This is a genomic window from Pseudomonas mosselii (genome assembly GCF_019823065.1).
Lineage (GTDB): Bacteria > Pseudomonadota > Gammaproteobacteria > Pseudomonadales > Pseudomonadaceae > Aquipseudomonas > Aquipseudomonas mosselii.
In genome coordinates this window covers 5,441,688-5,458,242 of record NZ_CP081966.1, presented here as the reverse complement: position 1 = coordinate 5,458,242, position 16,555 = coordinate 5,441,688, and the positions used below count along the sequence as shown (strand labels likewise).

Here is a 16,555-nt window from a genome sequence, read left to right as displayed (position 1 = left end):
CTTCCCATCCTCGGAACTGGGCGTGTACTTAGCGACGCTTCAGTTCTTGCTTAAGCTTTTCGGTCAGGTACTTCGTAAGTAGTCCGATATCAGTAGGAGTGTTTTGGATACCGTTCCAGGGGCGTTGGTCAGTTTCTGAAATATGCCATTCACCACTTGTCCATGCGGTATGAGGTTTCAAAAGTTTGAGGCCTTCGATGAAATCTTCTTTGCTGGCCGAACCTTGCTCGGAATAAAGCATTTCCATAACGAAACTCAACGATACTAGGCCCGCCCCGTGCTTCAAGCGTGAATTTCTGGGCGCTAGTCCTTCCCACTCCGATCTGAAAACCACACGCACTGCGTGAAAGAAATTGTTGATGAGTTCGATGCTGCGCCCCTCAAAGTCATCGAATTTCATAAAGCTACGAATGGCGCCGTCGTTAGCAGAGTTCATTACAAACTTCTGCATCGCCATGTCGCTTAAAACTCCCTTGGGGTTTGTATGTTGCTTGATCTCACCAAACAGAGAGGAGTTTGGCAAGAAGTTCAATAAATCAATAATGTGAGCTGCGAATTTGCGACTGGTAAATCGTTCAGGCAAGCCGTCAACAGTTGGTAAAAGTTCATAAATCAGTGACTTTGGAAGCGGTCGCGTATTGTTAACGAGCACAAACTGTTGTCGTAGTTCGTTGTAGTCTTTACAAATCAATGCAGACACAAATACCTGGAACCCAGGCTTTTCCATCGTCGCAAGGGCACTGAGTCGTTGTTGGCCATCAACCACAAAGCCTGGCTTGGAATCAGTAGTCTCAATAACGATTTCTACGATGCCTTCACCGAGGTCTTTAATCGTGACTCCATCTAGAAAGGCTAAGATGATCGCGTTAGGGAGCAATGCATCATCGCGTTGAAGGTAGTCGCGAATATCTCTAATGTGCGAGGCAACCTGATGGCGCTGAAAACCTTTAAGATGACCGTCCTCATTGCGTCCGACTCTCTCAATTTCAGAAAATTCTAAAATGTCATTTGGAGTGGCCGCGAAAGAAAATACGTCATGCCCGGATGCCTGTTGGGCGCGCACACCCTTGAATCGATAGATCATTGTTTCGAAGATTCCAGAGTTTTCTGAAGGTGGCGGTGATAAACGCCCAGGTTGTGAAACCCGCGTCTTTTGTTTCTGTTACTTGCTCTAAATATAATGGTTTCGATGCCGGTTGACTGGCAAATCGAGCACTGGCATTTTTGCCACGGCTTATCTCTCAGTGTGGGTGAGATTAGCCGGATATGTTTTGCTACTTCTTTTTCCATTTCTGCTGGTGATGATATCGATCCCGACAGTGTTAGCCGGAGATAGTCGACTAACACTCCTAGGGTTGAGTCAAAGTCGAGCAGGCCTTTGTCGTACTCACGAATTGCTGATAATGCCGATTTTTCCTTTTTTTGTAGTTCTTCTGCGCTCAGCTTCCCTTTTTTTATTCCCTGCATAAGGCGTGGGTTTTCAATTGCCTGAGGGATGCGGATGGCGGTGTAATAATCCAGTTTGCTTGTTGTGGTGCCCATGTAATAGTTGCATTTTGCATCTTTGAATGCGCGTATAAGGGGGGACGTTGAGTCGAAACTGGTAATGCCATATCCAGTGAATTCATGTATGTTTTCGGCTTTGGCAAATCCCAGGAGGTGAATATTTGTTTCTGGCTTAAGAGTTGCACGAAGCGCTTTCAGAACTTCATGAATTTGATCGACCTTTAGAGGGACTAATCCTCCGATTGCCAAGTAGCGATATCCCATGCCTTCAAGTTGTTTAGCAGCGCTCGCCATGCTCTGTGGAGACCAACCCTGCACTGCTCCTAGAGGCTCAAAGGGCCATCCTGCCTCTTTCACCAGGCGCAGAAATTCTTGCGCATTTTTTAGTGTGATTTCGTACCGAAACAGCACATCTTCCGACTGACTCTCCGCTGGAGGATTGCTGCAGTCGCAGTCGAATATGATGTGGTCCGGCGAGCAACCGTGGGTGAATCCTGCATCTGAGTAAAACTCTACTACCTCGCTTGGGCTATACGCAGGGGTCGGATGCTCTACATAGGCGAAAGCCCCACAGTCACCCAAAACCATAGTGTCTTTGAACTGGACGCCATCGAGTCGTAGAAATTTGCGCACACCCTCTCTCAGGAAACGCTGCTGTTCGGAGGTTGAATACCGAACCTTTGAATTAGCGACCCCATTTGCGGGCCGCACAGCGCTCATCGAAACCAAGAGTCCGTCATAAGGGATAGGGGACATCATTTCGTGCGCATAACGGTCATCCCAGTATCTCTTACGGCCCGGCGCATTTCGATCGTTGATGAAGTCGTAGTCCGGGTCTACATAGTCTTGGGTGTCGGCGTATAAGAATTTCATTGGTGAGCGCTGGTCATATAGAGGCGGATCAAGGTTTCTTGCAGTACCTTGATATCTTGGGGGGTGCTTTGGATTTCATTCCACTGGGCATTAATAATCGGCCAATGACCTGATGTCCATGCACAGTAGGGGGCGACTCTGCTCAGTTCATTTAGTATGGCGTCGTAGGTCTCGTGCTGCCCTCCGATTTTGGCGTAGATCCGATCCATAAGGACGCCCATGGCAATTACCCCTGCAGAGTGCATGAGGCGACTGTTCTTGGACTCAAGTGCCCACGCCTCTGGGAACGTATCGCGGACAGCTCGCCAGAAGGTCGTCAGCAGGTGATACATGGACTCAACGTTAGCTGCACCGTCTCTGCTTGAGGTGTACGGAGCCAATGCCCCCAGCGGATTACTAATGCTGTTCCGGATCATCGTAATGACAGCAGTGTCAGTGATAACTGCTTTGCAATTGTGCTCGGACGACCGCTTTATGAGTTTATAGAAAGGAGAGTTAGGATCACGGCTAAGAAGCCCGCATAACTCAGCCGGAGCTTTGCGAGCACTCAGTTCGCGGGGTAAAAGAATACCGCCCGTCTCTGGTAGTAGTTCATTGATCAGTCGAGTAGGCAAGGGCTTTGCTTTGTTGACCAAAATGAACTGCTCGCGCTGGGTGGTCAGGCTATCAGATACGAAACCGATCACTGGAACTGGTAGATCTGAATTGGCTGCTTTCGCTAGCGCTATCGAGCGCTGTTGCCCGTCCACGATCCAGGCAGATCTCAAGCCTTCCTCCCTAATAGGGATCGTCAGGGTACCCGCTTGCGAAAGCCCCGCGTCGCCGGTCGGCTTGCTCCCGCGTGCGGCAACGAAGCGTAGGTCCGGAGACAGCGCCAGGATGATTGCGTTGGGGAAGAGCACGTTTCCCTGATTGAGGTACTCGGTAATCCCTTTGACATGGTTTTTAATCTCGGGGCGCTGGAAGCCCTTGAGGGGGCTACTGTCTTCGCGAGAAAGGCGGGTGATGTCAGCAATCCGGACCAGGTCAGATCCTTTGATGAATAATGCGTACACATCAAGGTTGTCGCCTTGAGTGGTGCGTAGTGCACGCACCACAATCGCATTTTCGCTCGTCATGCTTTGCTCTCTATGCTGTCCTGGCATTTGATGTCGCGCCAGATTTTCCGGAAACGCGATTGCTCGCACGAGACCTGGGCCACATCCCTTAGGTAGCGTAACAAGCGGGTGGAACTGCCTTTGTAGTCGGCCCACACACACTTGAGCATGTAGGCAATTTCACTGTCCGATGCTCGCCGTCGGACAGTCATTTTGGCTGGCGACAAATCATTCATCGCTTCGGAGACGGCCTTACGAGCGACTTCTGCAGGAGCACTCGACAGTTCAAGAACCTCAACGAAGTGACGCATGGCTCTCTGAGGGAAATCATTGCGAGTGCCTGGTAGTGTTGAGCCTTCAAGGCGTTCGTCATAGGGCATCGCCATGCTTCGCAAGCGACGGGGAAGCATCTCAATGCCTGGGCGCGAAGTGAATATCCTGACCTTGTCGATGTGTGCATCCTCTATTTTTTCGAGGTCTGCAGCTATCAACTGAACGTAGCTTGAAGTAAGTGCGATCAGCGTTAAATCGATGTCTGGATGGCTGACGAGATCAGCTAGGGCGCTTGCTCTTTCACGGGTGCCATTCACGGCTTCCCACCAGTCTGACGCGCGGAGCCCCCATTTTTGGAGGTGTGGGATGATAGAATTCGGATCTTGAGACACAGTCAGGTCGTAGGGCGGACACTTATGATCGCTCTCAACCAACCCTAAGCCTGTCGACGCGAACATTAGCCTCGCTCCCAGCCGCGTAGCGACGCACTTCGCGTCGGAAACGCTCCTACCCAGGTAAAGTGAAGATGCCGTCTGCGTGGCAGGACGCTCGTCGACTCGCTCCTTCCACGCTTGCGCCATAGCTGCAAGCGATGGGTAGCATTCGTCGCTCAGCACCACCGAGGGCAGGCCATCAAGGCGCTTTCGATTGGTGCAGTTGGTAATGATGACGGTTCTCATACGAAAAACTGCAAACCTTTGTGGTGATGGTTCTACATTTATCTGGGGTCGCTAATTTAGCATTGAATAACTGCTTAGGCCATGAAAATTGTCTGGTTTTTGTGCGTTTAGGTTGGTATAAGGGCCTGAAAAGTGCTGTTGCCCCTCTGTTGGAGGGCGCTCAAAGAAGGAATAGTTTCATTGCTTAAGTTCAGCGCAATCAAGGCCTTACAGAGCCAAAGCCACCAGGTGGTATCGTTTGCGGCGACGGTTGAGCAGATTTTGGCGATCGCTAGCATCGACCGAGTCAAGCGTGATGATCGTGGAATTCTTAATGGATTCCAGCGGCCTCAGGTGTCCAAACACATACGAGAGATCCGCGATTACCTGACTCGTCCAGATGCGGTAATGCCCAATTCAGTGGTGCTAGCGTTCACCGGTGGAGTAAAGGTGGTTGAGGGGACTGGGGCTTATGCAGAAATTGAGGTGGACATTTCATCCGGTCCGCCTGGGTTCGTTGTAGATGGGCAGCAGCGTCTTTCTGCGTTGGCTGGGATCGAAGGAAGTTCGTTCCAGTTACTCGTTTCCGCCCTTGTCTGTAAGAGCCAGGAAGAACTTCGTCGGCAATTTATTCTAGTCAATAATACAAGTCCACTGCCAAAATCTTTGGTTTACGAACTACTTCCAGGGGTGAGTGGTCTTCCACTTAGAATGACTTCTCGCTCCCGAGCTGCCCGTATCGTGGAAATGCTGAATTATGACGATAGATCTTCGTTGCAAGGGCAAATAAAGCAGCATACAAACCCTCTGGGCGTATTGGGCGATACTTCGCTTCAAAAGTTGGTGATGAACTCCCTTTCTGACGGTTACTGCCGAGAAGTTATTGAGTTGTCGGGAGGTGAAGATCTTTGTTTTTTAGCTATTAGCGAATTTTTCCAGGCGGTCCAAGAAGTATTTGGAGATGCTTGGCATGGGCATACGCCAAAAAGTTCGCGCCTCGTCCATAGTGCAGGGATTATCTCTATGGGGTTCGTCATGGAGCAGTTGTGTGCTACAGGAGCGCCATTGGCCCCAGTGTTTAAGTTGGGTCTGAAAAAACTGCAAGGCTATACTGCTTGGACGTCTGGTTCGGGAGATTGGTTTTTCAAAACTGGCAACCGGCCGTGGAATGGAGTCCAAAATCTACATGGTGACATTCATCTGCTGACTGATCATTTGACTAGGGTGCTCCGGAGTTCGGAACTAATAGCTAGTTGAAGAGTAGATGTTGCCAATTCTCGGAGGTGTTATGACCGTGTTAAAATCCTCAAGTAAATCTGCTGCACTGGCCAGTGAAGTCAGTGTTAAGGAATTCTCAGAGCTAATTCTTCATTTGTCCATGGCTTTTCAGGAGGCATTGAGAAGGCTGGCAGGGCAAGATGCGGCTTTCCCTTCCGAGGGTTATGGTATGTTGACTGAAGCGTATGGCTTGCGGACGCGTGCGAACATTCTCTACTTAACGCCTTCCACGCATGTGGTCCAAGGTTTGAATTTTACTCAATCGACTATGCTTGAGAAGTTTGAAGAAGTATTGAGTTGCCTTGGAAATGTAAAAGATTTACATGTCGTTAACTCTATGTTGGTTTCCGTGCTGACTATTGCTTCAGCACTGGGTGATGGGCGAGCTAAAGTTGTAGAGTTCTTGTTCGATAATTTATGTTGTGATCTTGATTCATGGAAGGCTTGACGCGGCGGGTTGCAGGAAAAGGTGGGCCTGTTCTTGAGGGTTCTTGTCTATATATCAAATTTTTAAGGTGGTTATAGGCTTTCTCAATTACATGATCTTGCTGGCGGCGAAGACTTTACTTTGACTCATCGATTGAGTGTGGCTAAATCAAGCAAGCTCAAGTGCAGTAAGTCATAGGAGTTTCTTTCGATCTTTGCCTAGGCGTTTGCATACCAGTAGGGCAGTGAGCCGATAATAGTAATGGCTGTGATCGGAATGATATAAGCGCTCCATGAACCCCACATTCAAAGCGCTTACCTGATCCCCGATGCTGTGCTCCCGATTTCTTTCTGGAGCCTGCCGACGATGATGCGCCCCGACGCCAAAGTCGAAAAAGTCTATCTCTACCCCAAGCCCGTCGACTTTCGAAAATCCATCGATGGCCTCGCAGCCTTGGTTGAACTGGATATCAAGGTGGCCGTGTTCGACCCGGTTCTTTTCGTGTTCCTCAACAAACCGCGCAATCGCGTGAAGATCCTCTATTGGGAGCGCAACGGTTTCTGTCTCTGGCTCAAGCGCCTGGAATCCGAACGCTTCAAAACCTCGCCCGACATCACTGACGAAGCCATTGTCCTGACTGTTCAGGAGCTGAACTGGCTACTCGACGGCTTCGACCTCTGGCGCAACCGTCCGCATCAGGTTTTGACCCCTCGTTTCGTTGCCTCAATCGGTATAATCCTCGGCATGAATTCCATGCCCGATGACCTTCCCGATGACCCTGTCCTGCTCAAGCAAATGCTCCTTGAGGCTTACGCAGCACGCTCGCGTGAGCAGGAAGTCAAAGAAGCCTACGCCACCCACATCGTTGATCTGAAAGAACAGATCAAGTTGCTGCGTGATCGTCTTTTCGGCCGCAAGTCCGAGCAGGCCATCGACCCCAACACGCCGCAACTGGCGATGTTCAACGAGGCAGAGAGCGAGCCTCTGTTGACGGTGGAGACGCCGGATGAAGAAATCGTCACACCAGCGCCACGCCGGGGAAAACGCAAGCCACTCTCGGCTGATCTGCCGCGTATCGAAGTCATCCACGAACTGCCTGAACACGAACTGACCTGTGCATGCGGTTGCCGCAAGCATGAGATCGGTGAGGAAATCAGCGAGCAGCTGGATATCGTGCCGATGCAGATCCGCGTGCTCAAACATGTCCGTAAGGTCTACGGCTGCCGGGGATGTGAAGTTGCCCCGATCACGGCAGACAAACCGGCTCAACTGATCGAGAAGAGCATGGCCAGCCCGAGCGTGTTGGCGATGTTGCTGACCACCAAGTATGTCGATGGCTTGCCGCTGCACCGTTTTGAAAGTGTCCTGAGCCGGCACGGGATCGACATTCCACGTCAGACACTGGCGCGCTGGATCATCCAATGCAGCGAACATGTCCAGCCGCTGCTGAATTTGATGCGTGAGCGATTACTGGAAAGTCCGGTCATCCATTGCGATGAAACCCGTGTCCAGGTACTGAAAGAACCGGATCGTGACCCGACCAGCCAATCCTGGATGTGGGTGCAAGTCAGCGGACCGCCTGACCGAAAAATCGTGCTGTTCGACTACAGCTCCAGTCGGGCGCAGGAAGTGCCGTTGCGCCTGCTGGAAAGTTATCGCGGGTATGTCATGACGGACGATTACGCCGGCTATAACGCGTTGGCGCTGCGGCCTGGCGTGGAACGGTTGGCGTGCATGGCGCATGCCCGGCGCAAATTCGTCGACGCTCAGAAAGTGCAGCCTAAAGGCAAAACCGGACGGGCCGATGTCGCACTGGCAATGATCAACAAGCTGTATGGCATCGAGCGCGAACTGAAAGACGCCAGTGACGAGCAGCGTTATCTAGCGCGACAGGCGCAAAGCCTGCCAGTCCTGACCCAGTTGAAAAGTTGGTTGGACAAGGCCCAATCCCAAGTGACGCCGCAAAGCGTGCTGGGCAAGGCCGTGAATTATCTGGCGAATAACTGGAGCCGGTTGGTGCGTTACGTCGAGGCTGGTTATCTACCAATCGACAACAATCTGGCTGAGCGCTCGATCAAGCCGTTTGTCATCGGTCGCAAGGCCTGGCTGTTCAGCGACACGCCCAAGGGCGCCACGGCCAGTGCCCAGATCTACAGCTTGGTCGAGACTGCAAAGATCAACGGCCAAGAGCCTTATACGTGGCTGCGCCACGTACTGGAGCGACTGCCCCACGCGCAGTCTGTAGCAGACTATGAAGCGCTACTGCCGTGGAACTGCTCGCCGGAGATGCCACGATAACTGCGACTTCCTATTCTCGGTAGGTGGGGTTCATGGATCGCTTACCAACGACACACAGCCTTCATGGGCAACCACGATATGGTCGAGCGTGCGCACCCCGACCAGGTTCACCCCCTTTTAGGAAATTTCCTTCCACGCGATCTGTTGCGAACAGATCCGCCCTAAGGCTACATTCCTGAAGTCGCAGCAAATTCCGCGACCAGGTGTAGGAACCTGCTGGTAAACTTGGCGCTCGCACTAGGCGCCCCATCACAACGGCTGGCGCCTTTTTTGCGTCTGCTGCGATGTCATGGCGGCTGTGTGTGGGCAGGCTTCGGCCTGGCCGGGTTCCAAGTTTCCCGGTATTCCTACCCCACACATAGCTGCCACCCAATCCCGTAGGAAGGATCGTGGTAGCTCCAATCTCAAACTTGGAGTCTCATGCATGCTTATTCGCATTCTGAGCAGGATCCTCGCATCCGCTCTCCGCCGCCCAGCCCCCGCGGCCACCCCATCCCCAACCTTCTACCCGATCGACAGCCACTCCCTCGCCACCCGCGGCAACCGGGAGGTGCCCCATGTCTGACCATGAACGCCTGACTACCCTCCAGAGCTACGTCTGGACCCTCGAACTGCTCGGCGAGGCGCTGGTCCAGCATGACGAGGTACTGGAGTGCGAGCACAACCCGCAACTGAGTTTCCGCAACACGGCGGGGATTCACCAGGCGATCCGGATCATCAGCCGTTTGGCCAGCGAGCAGTTCGGCAAGCTGGAGGCGATGAAGGAGGAGGGGAGAGGTGACGGGGTGGTGTAGGTGCCGCTGAGGCACTGAATGCCAGGCACAAAAAAAGACGCCCATTGGGCGTCTTCTTTTTAGGATTTGGTGGAGCCGGGGGGATTTGAACCCCCGTCCGCCAGTACTCCGCTGTCGGTACTACATGCTTAGCCGTGTCTACTGATTTAATCCGCAGCCGCCCGACGGGCAGGGTGCTTTGGATGAGTTGGGTAAGTTTTAGTCGCTTCGCCCCCAACGTGCTGCACGACGATCCTGTTCTGTATGACAATCATTTCGGGTTTACAGGCATCCCCTGATGATTGCTGGAGCCGAAGCTACCAGGAGGAAGGGTCAGCTGCAATTAAGCAGCGAACTTTACTTCCCCGTAGTGGTCGTCATTGGCAACTATAGAAAGTTGCAACAGTGGATTTACGAGTTCTGTTACCAACTCGGCATGCACCTAGAGTTTCGCTACCGGCGTCGAATCCTAATCGGCCCCACACTCAGCTCTAGCTGAACGTGCCTTTCAGCACGCAAGGCCGAGTATACGCGCTTACGCGGGCGGCGTCGACAGAAGGTTCGGCCGCCCACGTTCGCTCAGGGTCTAGGTACCGCTGCCACCGGCCGAGCCGCTGCCTTTCTCGGTCTTGTCCAGGCGCTCGAGCACCTTGCTGGTGATGGCGATGCATTCCTTGGTGTCGCCTTTGGCCTGGGCGGCCTTGGCTTGGTCTACATGCTCGGTGATGGCCTTGTCCAGGCCTTCGGAAGTGGCGCCAGCGGTGGCCATGCTGTCGTCGATCTTCTGCAGGTTCATGGCGCACAGGTCGTCGGCGGCGAACACAGGCGAGGCCAGCAGGGTGGCGGCCGCGAACAGGGCGGATAGCGCAGTGCCTTTCATGGGAGTCTCCTTGTGAGGCCTCGGGAAGGTGGGCCTGATCGGTGGACTGCGTGGGTTTGGGCGGGGTTCCATTGGGTTTGGTGCCGTTGAATCGCGGGGCAAGCCCGCTCCCACGGTCCCAAGGTTTTGAGATGTGCAGAAATAAAAAACCCCGGCACGGGGCCGGGGCTTTTTCATCACACTAACGCGATCACTCCTGGTTGGCCAGTTTGTGCTCGAGGTAGTGGATGTTGACGCCGCCTTTGCAGAAACCTTCATCACGCACCAGGTCACGGTGCAGCGGGATGTTGGTCTTGATGCCGTCGACGACGATCTCGTCCAGGGCATTGCGCATGCGCGCCATGGCTTCGTCGCGGTCCTTGCCGTAGGTGATCAGCTTGCCGATCAACGAATCATAGTTCGGCGGAACCGAGTAGCCGCTGTACAGGTGCGAATCGACGCGCACGCCGTTGCCGCCCGGGGCGTGGAAGTGTTTCACCTTGCCTGGGCTCGGGATGAACTTCTTCGGGTCTTCGGCGTTGATCCGGCACTCCAGCGAGTGACCGCGAATCACCACGTCTTCCTGGCGGAACGACAGCTTGTTGCCAGCGGCGATGCTCAGCATCTCCTTGACGATGTCGATGCCGGTGACCATCTCCGAGACCGGGTGCTCGACCTGGACGCGGGTGTTCATCTCGATGAAGTAGAAGCGGCCGTTCTCGTACAGGAACTCGAAGGTACCGGCACCGCGGTAGCCGATCTCGATGCAGGCGTCGACGCAACGCTTGAAGACTTCCTGACGGGCCTTCTCGTCGATGCCCGGGGCCGGTGCTTCTTCCAGGACTTTCTGGTGACGGCGCTGCAGCGAGCAGTCACGGTCGCCCAGGTGCACGGCGTTGCCCTGGCCGTCGGACAGCACCTGCACTTCCACGTGACGTGGGTTGGTCAGGAACTTCTCCAGGTAGACCATCGGGTTGCCGAACGCGGCACCGGCTTCGGTGCGGGTCAGCTTGGCCGAGGCGATCAGGTCCTCTTCCTTGTGCACCACGCGCATGCCGCGACCACCACCGCCACCGGCGGCCTTGATGATCACCGGGTAGCCGACGTCACGGGCGATTGCCAGGGCAACCTCTTCGTCTTCCGGCAGCGGGCCGTCGGAACCTGGCACGGTCGGTACGCCCGACTTGATCATCGCGTCCTTGGCCGACACCTTGTCGCCCATCAGGCGGATGGTATCGGCTTTCGGGCCGATGAAGGCGAAGCCGGATTTTTCCACCTGCTCGGCGAAATCGGCGTTTTCCGCGAGGAAGCCGTAGCCCGGGTGGATGGCGGTGGCGCCTGTCACTTCGGCGGCGGCGATGATCGCCGGAATGTGCAGGTACGAATCCTTGGACGATGCAGGGCCGATGCAGACCGACTCGTCTGCCAGGCCCAGGTGCATCAGTTCACGGTCGGCCGTGGAGTGCACGGCGACGGTCTTGATGCCCAGCTCTTTGCAGGCACGCAGGATCCGCAGGGCAATTTCCCCACGGTTGGCGATCAGGACTTTTTCAAGCTTCCCAGACATCGTTGGTTCTCCGCGAATCAAACGATGGTGAACAGCGGCTGGTCGTACTCAACCGGCTGGCCGTCTTCCACCAGGATGGCGTCGATCACACCGCCGATCTCGGCTTCGATGTGGTTCATCATTTTCATGGCTTCGACGATGCACAGGGTGTCGCCTTTCTTCACGGCCTGGCCGACTTCGGCGAAGTTGGCCGAGGTTGGCGAAGGCTTGCGATAGAAGGTGCCGACCATTGGCGAACGAACAACGGTGCCTTTCAGGGCAGGCGCGGCGGCGGCGGCTTCAGCGGCCGGGGCGGCGGCGGCAACAGGTGCTGCGGCGGCAACCGGAGCGGCCATCGGTGCCGGAGCGGCGAAGTACTGGGCGCCGGCCGGGGTCTTGCTGTGGCGGCTGATGCGAACGGACTCTTCGCCTTCCTTGATCTCCAGTTCGTCGATGCCAGACTCTTCCAGCAGTTCGATCAGCTTCTTGACTTTACGGATATCCATTAATCATCAACTCCCAAGGTTCGGTCGGGGACGTATTTTTAAAACGTGTCTAAAACGTTTCTTCATGAGCCTCGGCCCGAAGGGCCAAGGCCTTGTGTCATCAGGGCTGTGCGTTGGCAGCCAGGTGTTCCAGCGCGGACTCCAGGGCCAGCCGGTAACCGGTGGCACCGAGGCCGCAGATCACCCCTACGGCAACATCGGAAAAGTAGGAGTGGTGGCGGAACGGTTCACGCTTGTGCACGTTCGAGAGGTGCACTTCGATGAATGGGATGCTCACCGCAAGCAATGCGTCACGTAATGCGACGCTTGTGTGGGTGAAAGCGGCCGGATTGATCAGGATGAAGTCCACGCCTTCGTTGCGCGCGGCATGGATGCGGTCGATCAATTCGTATTCGGCATTGCTCTGCAGGTATTGCAGATGGTGGCCGGCGGCGCGGGCGCGTTGCTCCAGGTCCTGATTGATCTGGGCCAGGGTGGCGGCGCCGTAGTGGCCCGGTTCGCGGGTCCCGAGCAGGTTCAGGTTGGGGCCGTGCAGCACCAGTAGGGTTGCCATCTGCGATTCCTTGGTTTTGTAGGGCAATTCGACATAGCGCGGCGACTATGCCGCAAGCGGCGCTGAGTGTCCAGTTCCCGGCAATAGCCAGCACGATGTCCGAGATTCGCGCAAAGTATGTGACCAGATGGTTAAGTCTGGTCACTGCTGCGGGGTTTTTTCACTGGACGCGGGAAGTTATAGCCCGAGTTGGCCGCGCACGCGCGTCAATACCTGGGCGAAATCGCCGGCGTTTATCTCGCCGATGACCCGATCGGTGGTCATTTCGCTGCCGTTCGCGGCAAAGAACATCAGCGCGGGAGGGCCGAACAACCGGTAGCGGTCGAGCAGGGCGCGTTGTTGCGCGTTGCTCTCGGTGATGTCGAAGCGCAGTAGGCGGAAGGCGCCCAGTTGCGGCTGGACCTGCGGCGCGTTGAGCACTTCGTGCTCGATCACCTTGCAGCTGATGCACCAGTCGGCGTACCAGTCGAGCAGCACTGGCTGGCCAGCGGCTTTGGCCTCGGCCAGGGCGGCGTCGAGGGCAGCGGGGCTGGTGATGGTCTGCCAGGCGTCGGCCTTGGCCGCTACGGGGCTGCCGGCCACGGTGGGTGGCGGCAGCGGACGCAGCGGGTCGCCCTGGCCACTCAGGGCGCCATACCAGCAGGCCAGGGCATACACCAGCAGCGCCAGGCCCAGCAGTTGCGCCAGGCGCTGGCGCGGGGTCTTGACCACGAACTCCAGGGCGCCGAGGAACAGCGCCACGCCGGCGGCCAGCAGGCCGACCAGCAGCAGGGTGGCTGGCCCCGGCAGCACGCGGCTGAGCAGGCCGATGGCCAGGCCCAGCAGCAATACGCCGATGGCGTTCTTCACCGTATTCATCCACGGCCCGCTCTTCGGCAGCCAGGCCGCGCCGCCGGTGGCCACCAGCAGCAACGGCGCGCCCATGCCCAGGCCCAGGGCGAAGAGTTTCAGCGCGCCGCCCAGGGCGTCGCCGCTGGCGCTGATATACAGCAAGGCGCCGGCCAGCGGCGCCGACACGCAGGGCGAGACCAGCAGGCTGGACAGCACGCCGAGCACTGCCGCGCCGAGCAGCGAGCCGCCCTTGGTGCGGTGGGCGAGGTTGTCCAGGCGGCTGCTCAGGACCTGCGGCAGCTTGATGTCGAACAGGCCGAACATGGCCAGGGCGAACAGCACGAAGAACGCGGCGAACGGCACCAGCACCCAGGCCGACTGCAGACGTGCCTGCAGGTTCAGGCCGGCGCCAAACAGGCCCATCAGCGCACCGAGCACGGCGAAGCTCGCCGCCATCGGCAGCACATAGGCCAGCGACAGCGACAGCCCGCGCAGGCCGCCGACCTGGCCGCGCAGGACCACGCCGGAAAGGATCGGCAGCATCGGCAGCACGCAGGGGGTGAAGGTCAGGCCGACCCCGGCGAGGAAGAACAGCAGCAGCGATTTCCAGGTCCAGCCCTGCTCGGCGGTTGCCGGCAGCGGGGCGCCTTGGCCGTCGATGCTCAGCCGCGCGGTTTCCGGCGGATAGCACAGGCCCTTGTCGGCGCAGCCCTGGTAGCCCACCAGCAGGGTGAAGGCGCGCGGGTCGTTGCGCGGCAGCTCGATGTCGAGCACGCCGTGGTACACCTCGACATCGCCGAAGAACTCGTCGTGCTTGGCCTCGCCCTTGGGGATGTTCGGCGCGCCCAGGCGGATGTCCGCGGGTTCGGTGCGGAACTGGAAGCGGTGGCGGTAGAGGTAGTAGCCGTCGGTGGCGACGAAGCGCAGTTTGACGGTCTGGGCGTCGGCCTGGACCAGGCTGAGCTTGAAGGCTTCGTGCACGGGCAGGAAGTCAGCGCTGTTGGAGGCGGCGCCGAGGGTGGCGCTGGGGCGGTTGTCGAGCAGGCCCGTGGCGAAGACGGGGCTGGCCAGCAGCAGGAGCAGCAGGAAAAACAGGCGGCGCATGGCGGACTCGCGAGGTGGAACGTGGCGGGCATGATAGCGGAGTTGGCCGAAATTGGGGCCGCTGCGCGGCCCATCGCGACACAAGGCCGCTCCTAGAGGGTTCGCGTCCCTCTGCCATCAAGCAGGGGTTAGAGCCTGAACGCCCGCACCGCCGTATTCAACTCGCCCCCCAGCTTGAGCAACTGCTCGCCCTGCTCACGTCCTTCGCCAATGCGCTGCAGGTTGTCCTCGCCCAGCTCATGAATCCGTTCGCTGTGGTCGCGGATCTCGCTCACCGCCCCGGTTTGCTGCGCGGTCACATCGGCGATCCGCACCGCCGTGTCGGCAATGGTGCGGATGGCACTGACGATCGCGTCCAGCGCGCCATCGGCCGACTGCGCCTGGTTGGCCGTGGCCTCGGCGTGTTCCAGCTGGGTGCGCATGCCGTCCACCGAACTGCGGGCGGCCTGCTGCAGGCGGTCGATCAGCGCCTGGATCTCGCCGGTGGCGCCGGTGGTGCGCTGGGCCAGCGAGCGCACTTCATCCGCGACCACGGCGAAGCCACGGCCCATCTCGCCGGCCCGGGCCGCTTCGATGGCGGCATTGAGGGCCAGCAGGTTGGTCTGTTCGGCAATCGCCCTGATCACCGTGAGCACGCCACCGATGGTCGCCGACTCTTCCGCCAGTTGCTCGATCATCCGCGCGTTGCCCTGCACCTCGTCGACCAGCGAACGCAGGCCGGACAGGCTCTGGCCGATCACCGTCTGGCCCTGCTCCACGGCCCGGCCGGCATCGCGGCTGGCCTCGGCGGCGGCGCTGGCGTCACCGGCCACCTGCTGGATAGTCGCCTCCAGCTCGCCCAGGGCGTCGCGGATCTGCGCCGTGTCGCCGGCCTGGCGCTCGGCGCCGTCGTGCAGGGCGCTGCTCATGCCGGCCAGGGCATGGCTGCTGCCGGCCACCTGCTCGGCGTTGTGGCGGATGGTACCGACCAGTTCCACCAGGTACTGGCGCAGGCGGTTCAGCGACTCCTGGATATCGTGCAGCTCGCGGTTGGTGCGGCCCAGGGCGATGGCCTGGGCGAAATCGCCCTCGGCCCAGCGCGACAATGCCGGGGCCAGGCTGGTCAGGGTGCGTGCCAGGCGGCGCTGCAGGGTGTCGATCAGCAGGGCGATCAGCAGGATCAGGCCGATCATCAGGCCCTGGATCAGGCGCACTTCGCCGGCGATGGTGGCGTGCAGGCCGCGCACCTCGGGCTCGAGGCCGGCGATGGCCTGCTGCACCGCTTCCAGGCGCTCGCCGGTGCTGGCGGCCAGGGCGGCGCGGCGCTCGATCTGTTGGCGGGTGCGCTGCAATTCGCCGGGGTAGCGGCCGAGCAGGCTGTGCAGCTCGCGCTTCAGGCCCACGGCGACGTCTTCCTGCTGGCTGCTGGCCTGGGATTCCAGGCCCATCATCGCGGCGAAGTCATCGGCGTTGGACTCGGCGGCGCGGGTCACCCCCAGCAGCGGCAGGTCATCGATGGCCTGGGCCTGGGCGGTGATCAGTTGCAGTTCGCGCTCCACCTCGGCGGCCAGTTCGGCGCGGCCGCTGCTGACCAGCTTGTCCCGGGCCAGGGACAGCCGGCCCAGGTGCACAGAGGCCTCCAGCAGCGGCGTCAGGTAGCGGCCGGCGTCGCTGCTGGCGCTGTCGCGGGCGTAGCTGGCCAGTTGTTCGAGGTTCGCCCCCAGCTCCCGCTCGGCTTGCAGCAGCAGGGCCTGGGGATCGCCGGCCAACTTGCCGGCGGCGAGCAGTTCGTTGGCGGTGAAGCCCTGCAGGCTGTCCAGGCTCGGGCGCAGCTTGGCCGACAAAGGCTCTGGCCAGTCGGCCAGGGCCGCCTGCAACTGAGTGTTGGCCTCCATGGCCGCCGCGTGGCGCAGGGCGTCGCCGCTGCCCAGGTAGGCCTGGATGTTGCGCGCGGCATCGTTCTGGAACTGCTGTGACAGGCCCAGGTAGCGCT

Annotated in this window: 14 protein-coding genes, 1 other RNA gene and 1 pseudogene; 5 read left to right on the top strand and 11 right to left on the bottom strand. The window is 58.1% G+C overall.

What is annotated here, in order from left to right; all coding sequences use genetic code 11:
* Positions 1-28: 28 nt before the first annotated feature.
* From dbpB (K5H97_RS25365) to K5H97_RS25350, 4 genes are read right to left on the bottom strand one after another with little or no spacing between them, the layout of a single operon-like run.
* Positions 29-1,084 carry a DGQHR domain-containing protein DpdB gene (gene dbpB, locus K5H97_RS25365; protein WP_028691206.1) on the bottom strand — a complete coding sequence of 352 codons (1,056 nt, stop codon included), beginning with the start codon at positions 1,082-1,084 and terminating at the stop codon, positions 29-31.
* Entirely contained in the window at positions 1,081-2,379 is a 1,299-nt protein-coding gene (dpdA, locus tag K5H97_RS25360; protein ID WP_081791584.1) for a tRNA-guanine transglycosylase DpdA, read from the bottom strand. Before dpdA ends, dbpB (K5H97_RS25365) begins: the two co-directional genes overlap by 4 nt.
* Positions 2,376-3,497 carry a DGQHR domain-containing protein DpdB gene (gene dbpB, locus K5H97_RS25355; protein ID WP_028691205.1) on the bottom strand — a complete coding sequence of 374 codons (1,122 nt, stop codon included), beginning with the start codon at positions 3,495-3,497 and terminating at the stop codon, positions 2,376-2,378. Before dbpB (K5H97_RS25355) ends, dpdA begins: the two co-directional genes overlap by 4 nt.
* Positions 3,494-4,066 carry a hypothetical protein gene (locus tag K5H97_RS25350; protein ID WP_155952693.1) on the bottom strand — a complete coding sequence of 191 codons (573 nt, stop codon included), beginning with the start codon at positions 4,064-4,066 and terminating at the stop codon, positions 3,494-3,496. Before K5H97_RS25350 ends, dbpB (K5H97_RS25355) begins: the two co-directional genes overlap by 4 nt.
* A 543-nt stretch (positions 4,067-4,609) precedes the next feature.
* Here K5H97_RS25350 and dbpB (K5H97_RS25345) point away from each other — a divergent pair.
* The 5 genes and pseudogenes from dbpB (K5H97_RS25345) (at position 4,610) to K5H97_RS25330 (ending at position 9,205) form a co-directional block, all read left to right on the top strand.
* Positions 4,610-5,665: a DGQHR domain-containing protein DpdB gene (gene dbpB, locus K5H97_RS25345; RefSeq protein ID WP_211258415.1), complete on the top strand. Its 1,056-nt coding sequence runs from the start codon at positions 4,610-4,612 to the stop codon at positions 5,663-5,665.
* A gap of 31 nt (positions 5,666-5,696) precedes the next feature.
* The gene (locus K5H97_RS25340) at positions 5,697-6,134 is read left to right on the top strand and encodes a hypothetical protein (protein ID WP_155952692.1); all 438 of its coding nucleotides are present in this window, start codon (positions 5,697-5,699) and stop codon (positions 6,132-6,134) included.
* A 345-nt stretch (positions 6,135-6,479) separates the two neighbouring features.
* Positions 6,480-6,791 (top strand): annotated as a pseudogene (gene tnpB, locus K5H97_RS29805) (IS66 family insertion sequence element accessory protein TnpB); the annotation flags it as partial.
* A gap of 66 nt (positions 6,792-6,857) precedes the next feature.
* Positions 6,858-8,411, top strand: a complete 1,554-nt coding sequence (gene tnpC, locus K5H97_RS25335; protein ID WP_036986168.1) for an IS66 family transposase — start codon at positions 6,858-6,860, stop codon at positions 8,409-8,411.
* A 557-nt stretch (positions 8,412-8,968) separates the two neighbouring features.
* Complete coding sequence (locus tag K5H97_RS25330) at positions 8,969-9,205, top strand: hypothetical protein (protein WP_028691202.1); 237 nt, start codon at positions 8,969-8,971, stop codon at positions 9,203-9,205.
* Positions 9,206-9,272: 67 nt separating this feature from the next.
* Here the strand turns inward: K5H97_RS25330 and ssrA are convergent.
* The 7 genes from ssrA to K5H97_RS25295 all read right to left on the bottom strand — a co-directional run bounded on the left by ssrA (position 9,273) and on the right by K5H97_RS25295 (position 16,457).
* Positions 9,273-9,665: a transfer-messenger RNA gene (ssrA, locus tag K5H97_RS25325) on the bottom strand.
* 105 nt (positions 9,666-9,770) lie between these two features.
* A complete protein-coding gene (locus tag K5H97_RS25320; RefSeq protein ID WP_028691200.1) occupies positions 9,771-10,064 on the bottom strand; it encodes a hypothetical protein in 294 nt (97 codons plus the stop codon).
* A gap of 190 nt (positions 10,065-10,254) precedes the next feature.
* Positions 10,255-11,610 carry an acetyl-CoA carboxylase biotin carboxylase subunit gene (accC, locus tag K5H97_RS25315; RefSeq protein WP_028691199.1) on the bottom strand — a complete coding sequence of 452 codons (1,356 nt, stop codon included), beginning with the start codon at positions 11,608-11,610 and terminating at the stop codon, positions 10,255-10,257.
* A gap of 17 nt (positions 11,611-11,627) precedes the next feature.
* Positions 11,628-12,095 (bottom strand): acetyl-CoA carboxylase biotin carboxyl carrier protein, encoded by a 468-nt coding sequence (accB, locus tag K5H97_RS25310; protein ID WP_028691198.1) that lies wholly within the window; start codon positions 12,093-12,095, stop codon positions 11,628-11,630.
* Between the two features lie 100 nt (positions 12,096-12,195).
* Positions 12,196-12,648 (bottom strand): type II 3-dehydroquinate dehydratase, encoded by a 453-nt coding sequence (gene aroQ, locus K5H97_RS25305; RefSeq protein WP_011535870.1) that lies wholly within the window; start codon positions 12,646-12,648, stop codon positions 12,196-12,198.
* Between the two features lie 177 nt (positions 12,649-12,825).
* Complete coding sequence (locus K5H97_RS25300) at positions 12,826-14,583, bottom strand: protein-disulfide reductase DsbD (RefSeq protein ID WP_028691197.1); 1,758 nt, start codon at positions 14,581-14,583, stop codon at positions 12,826-12,828.
* Between the two features lie 128 nt (positions 14,584-14,711).
* Positions 14,712-16,457, bottom strand: a complete 1,746-nt coding sequence (locus K5H97_RS25295) for a methyl-accepting chemotaxis protein (protein ID WP_390898248.1) — start codon at positions 16,455-16,457, stop codon at positions 14,712-14,714.
* Between the last annotated feature and the right edge of the window lie 98 nt (positions 16,458-16,555).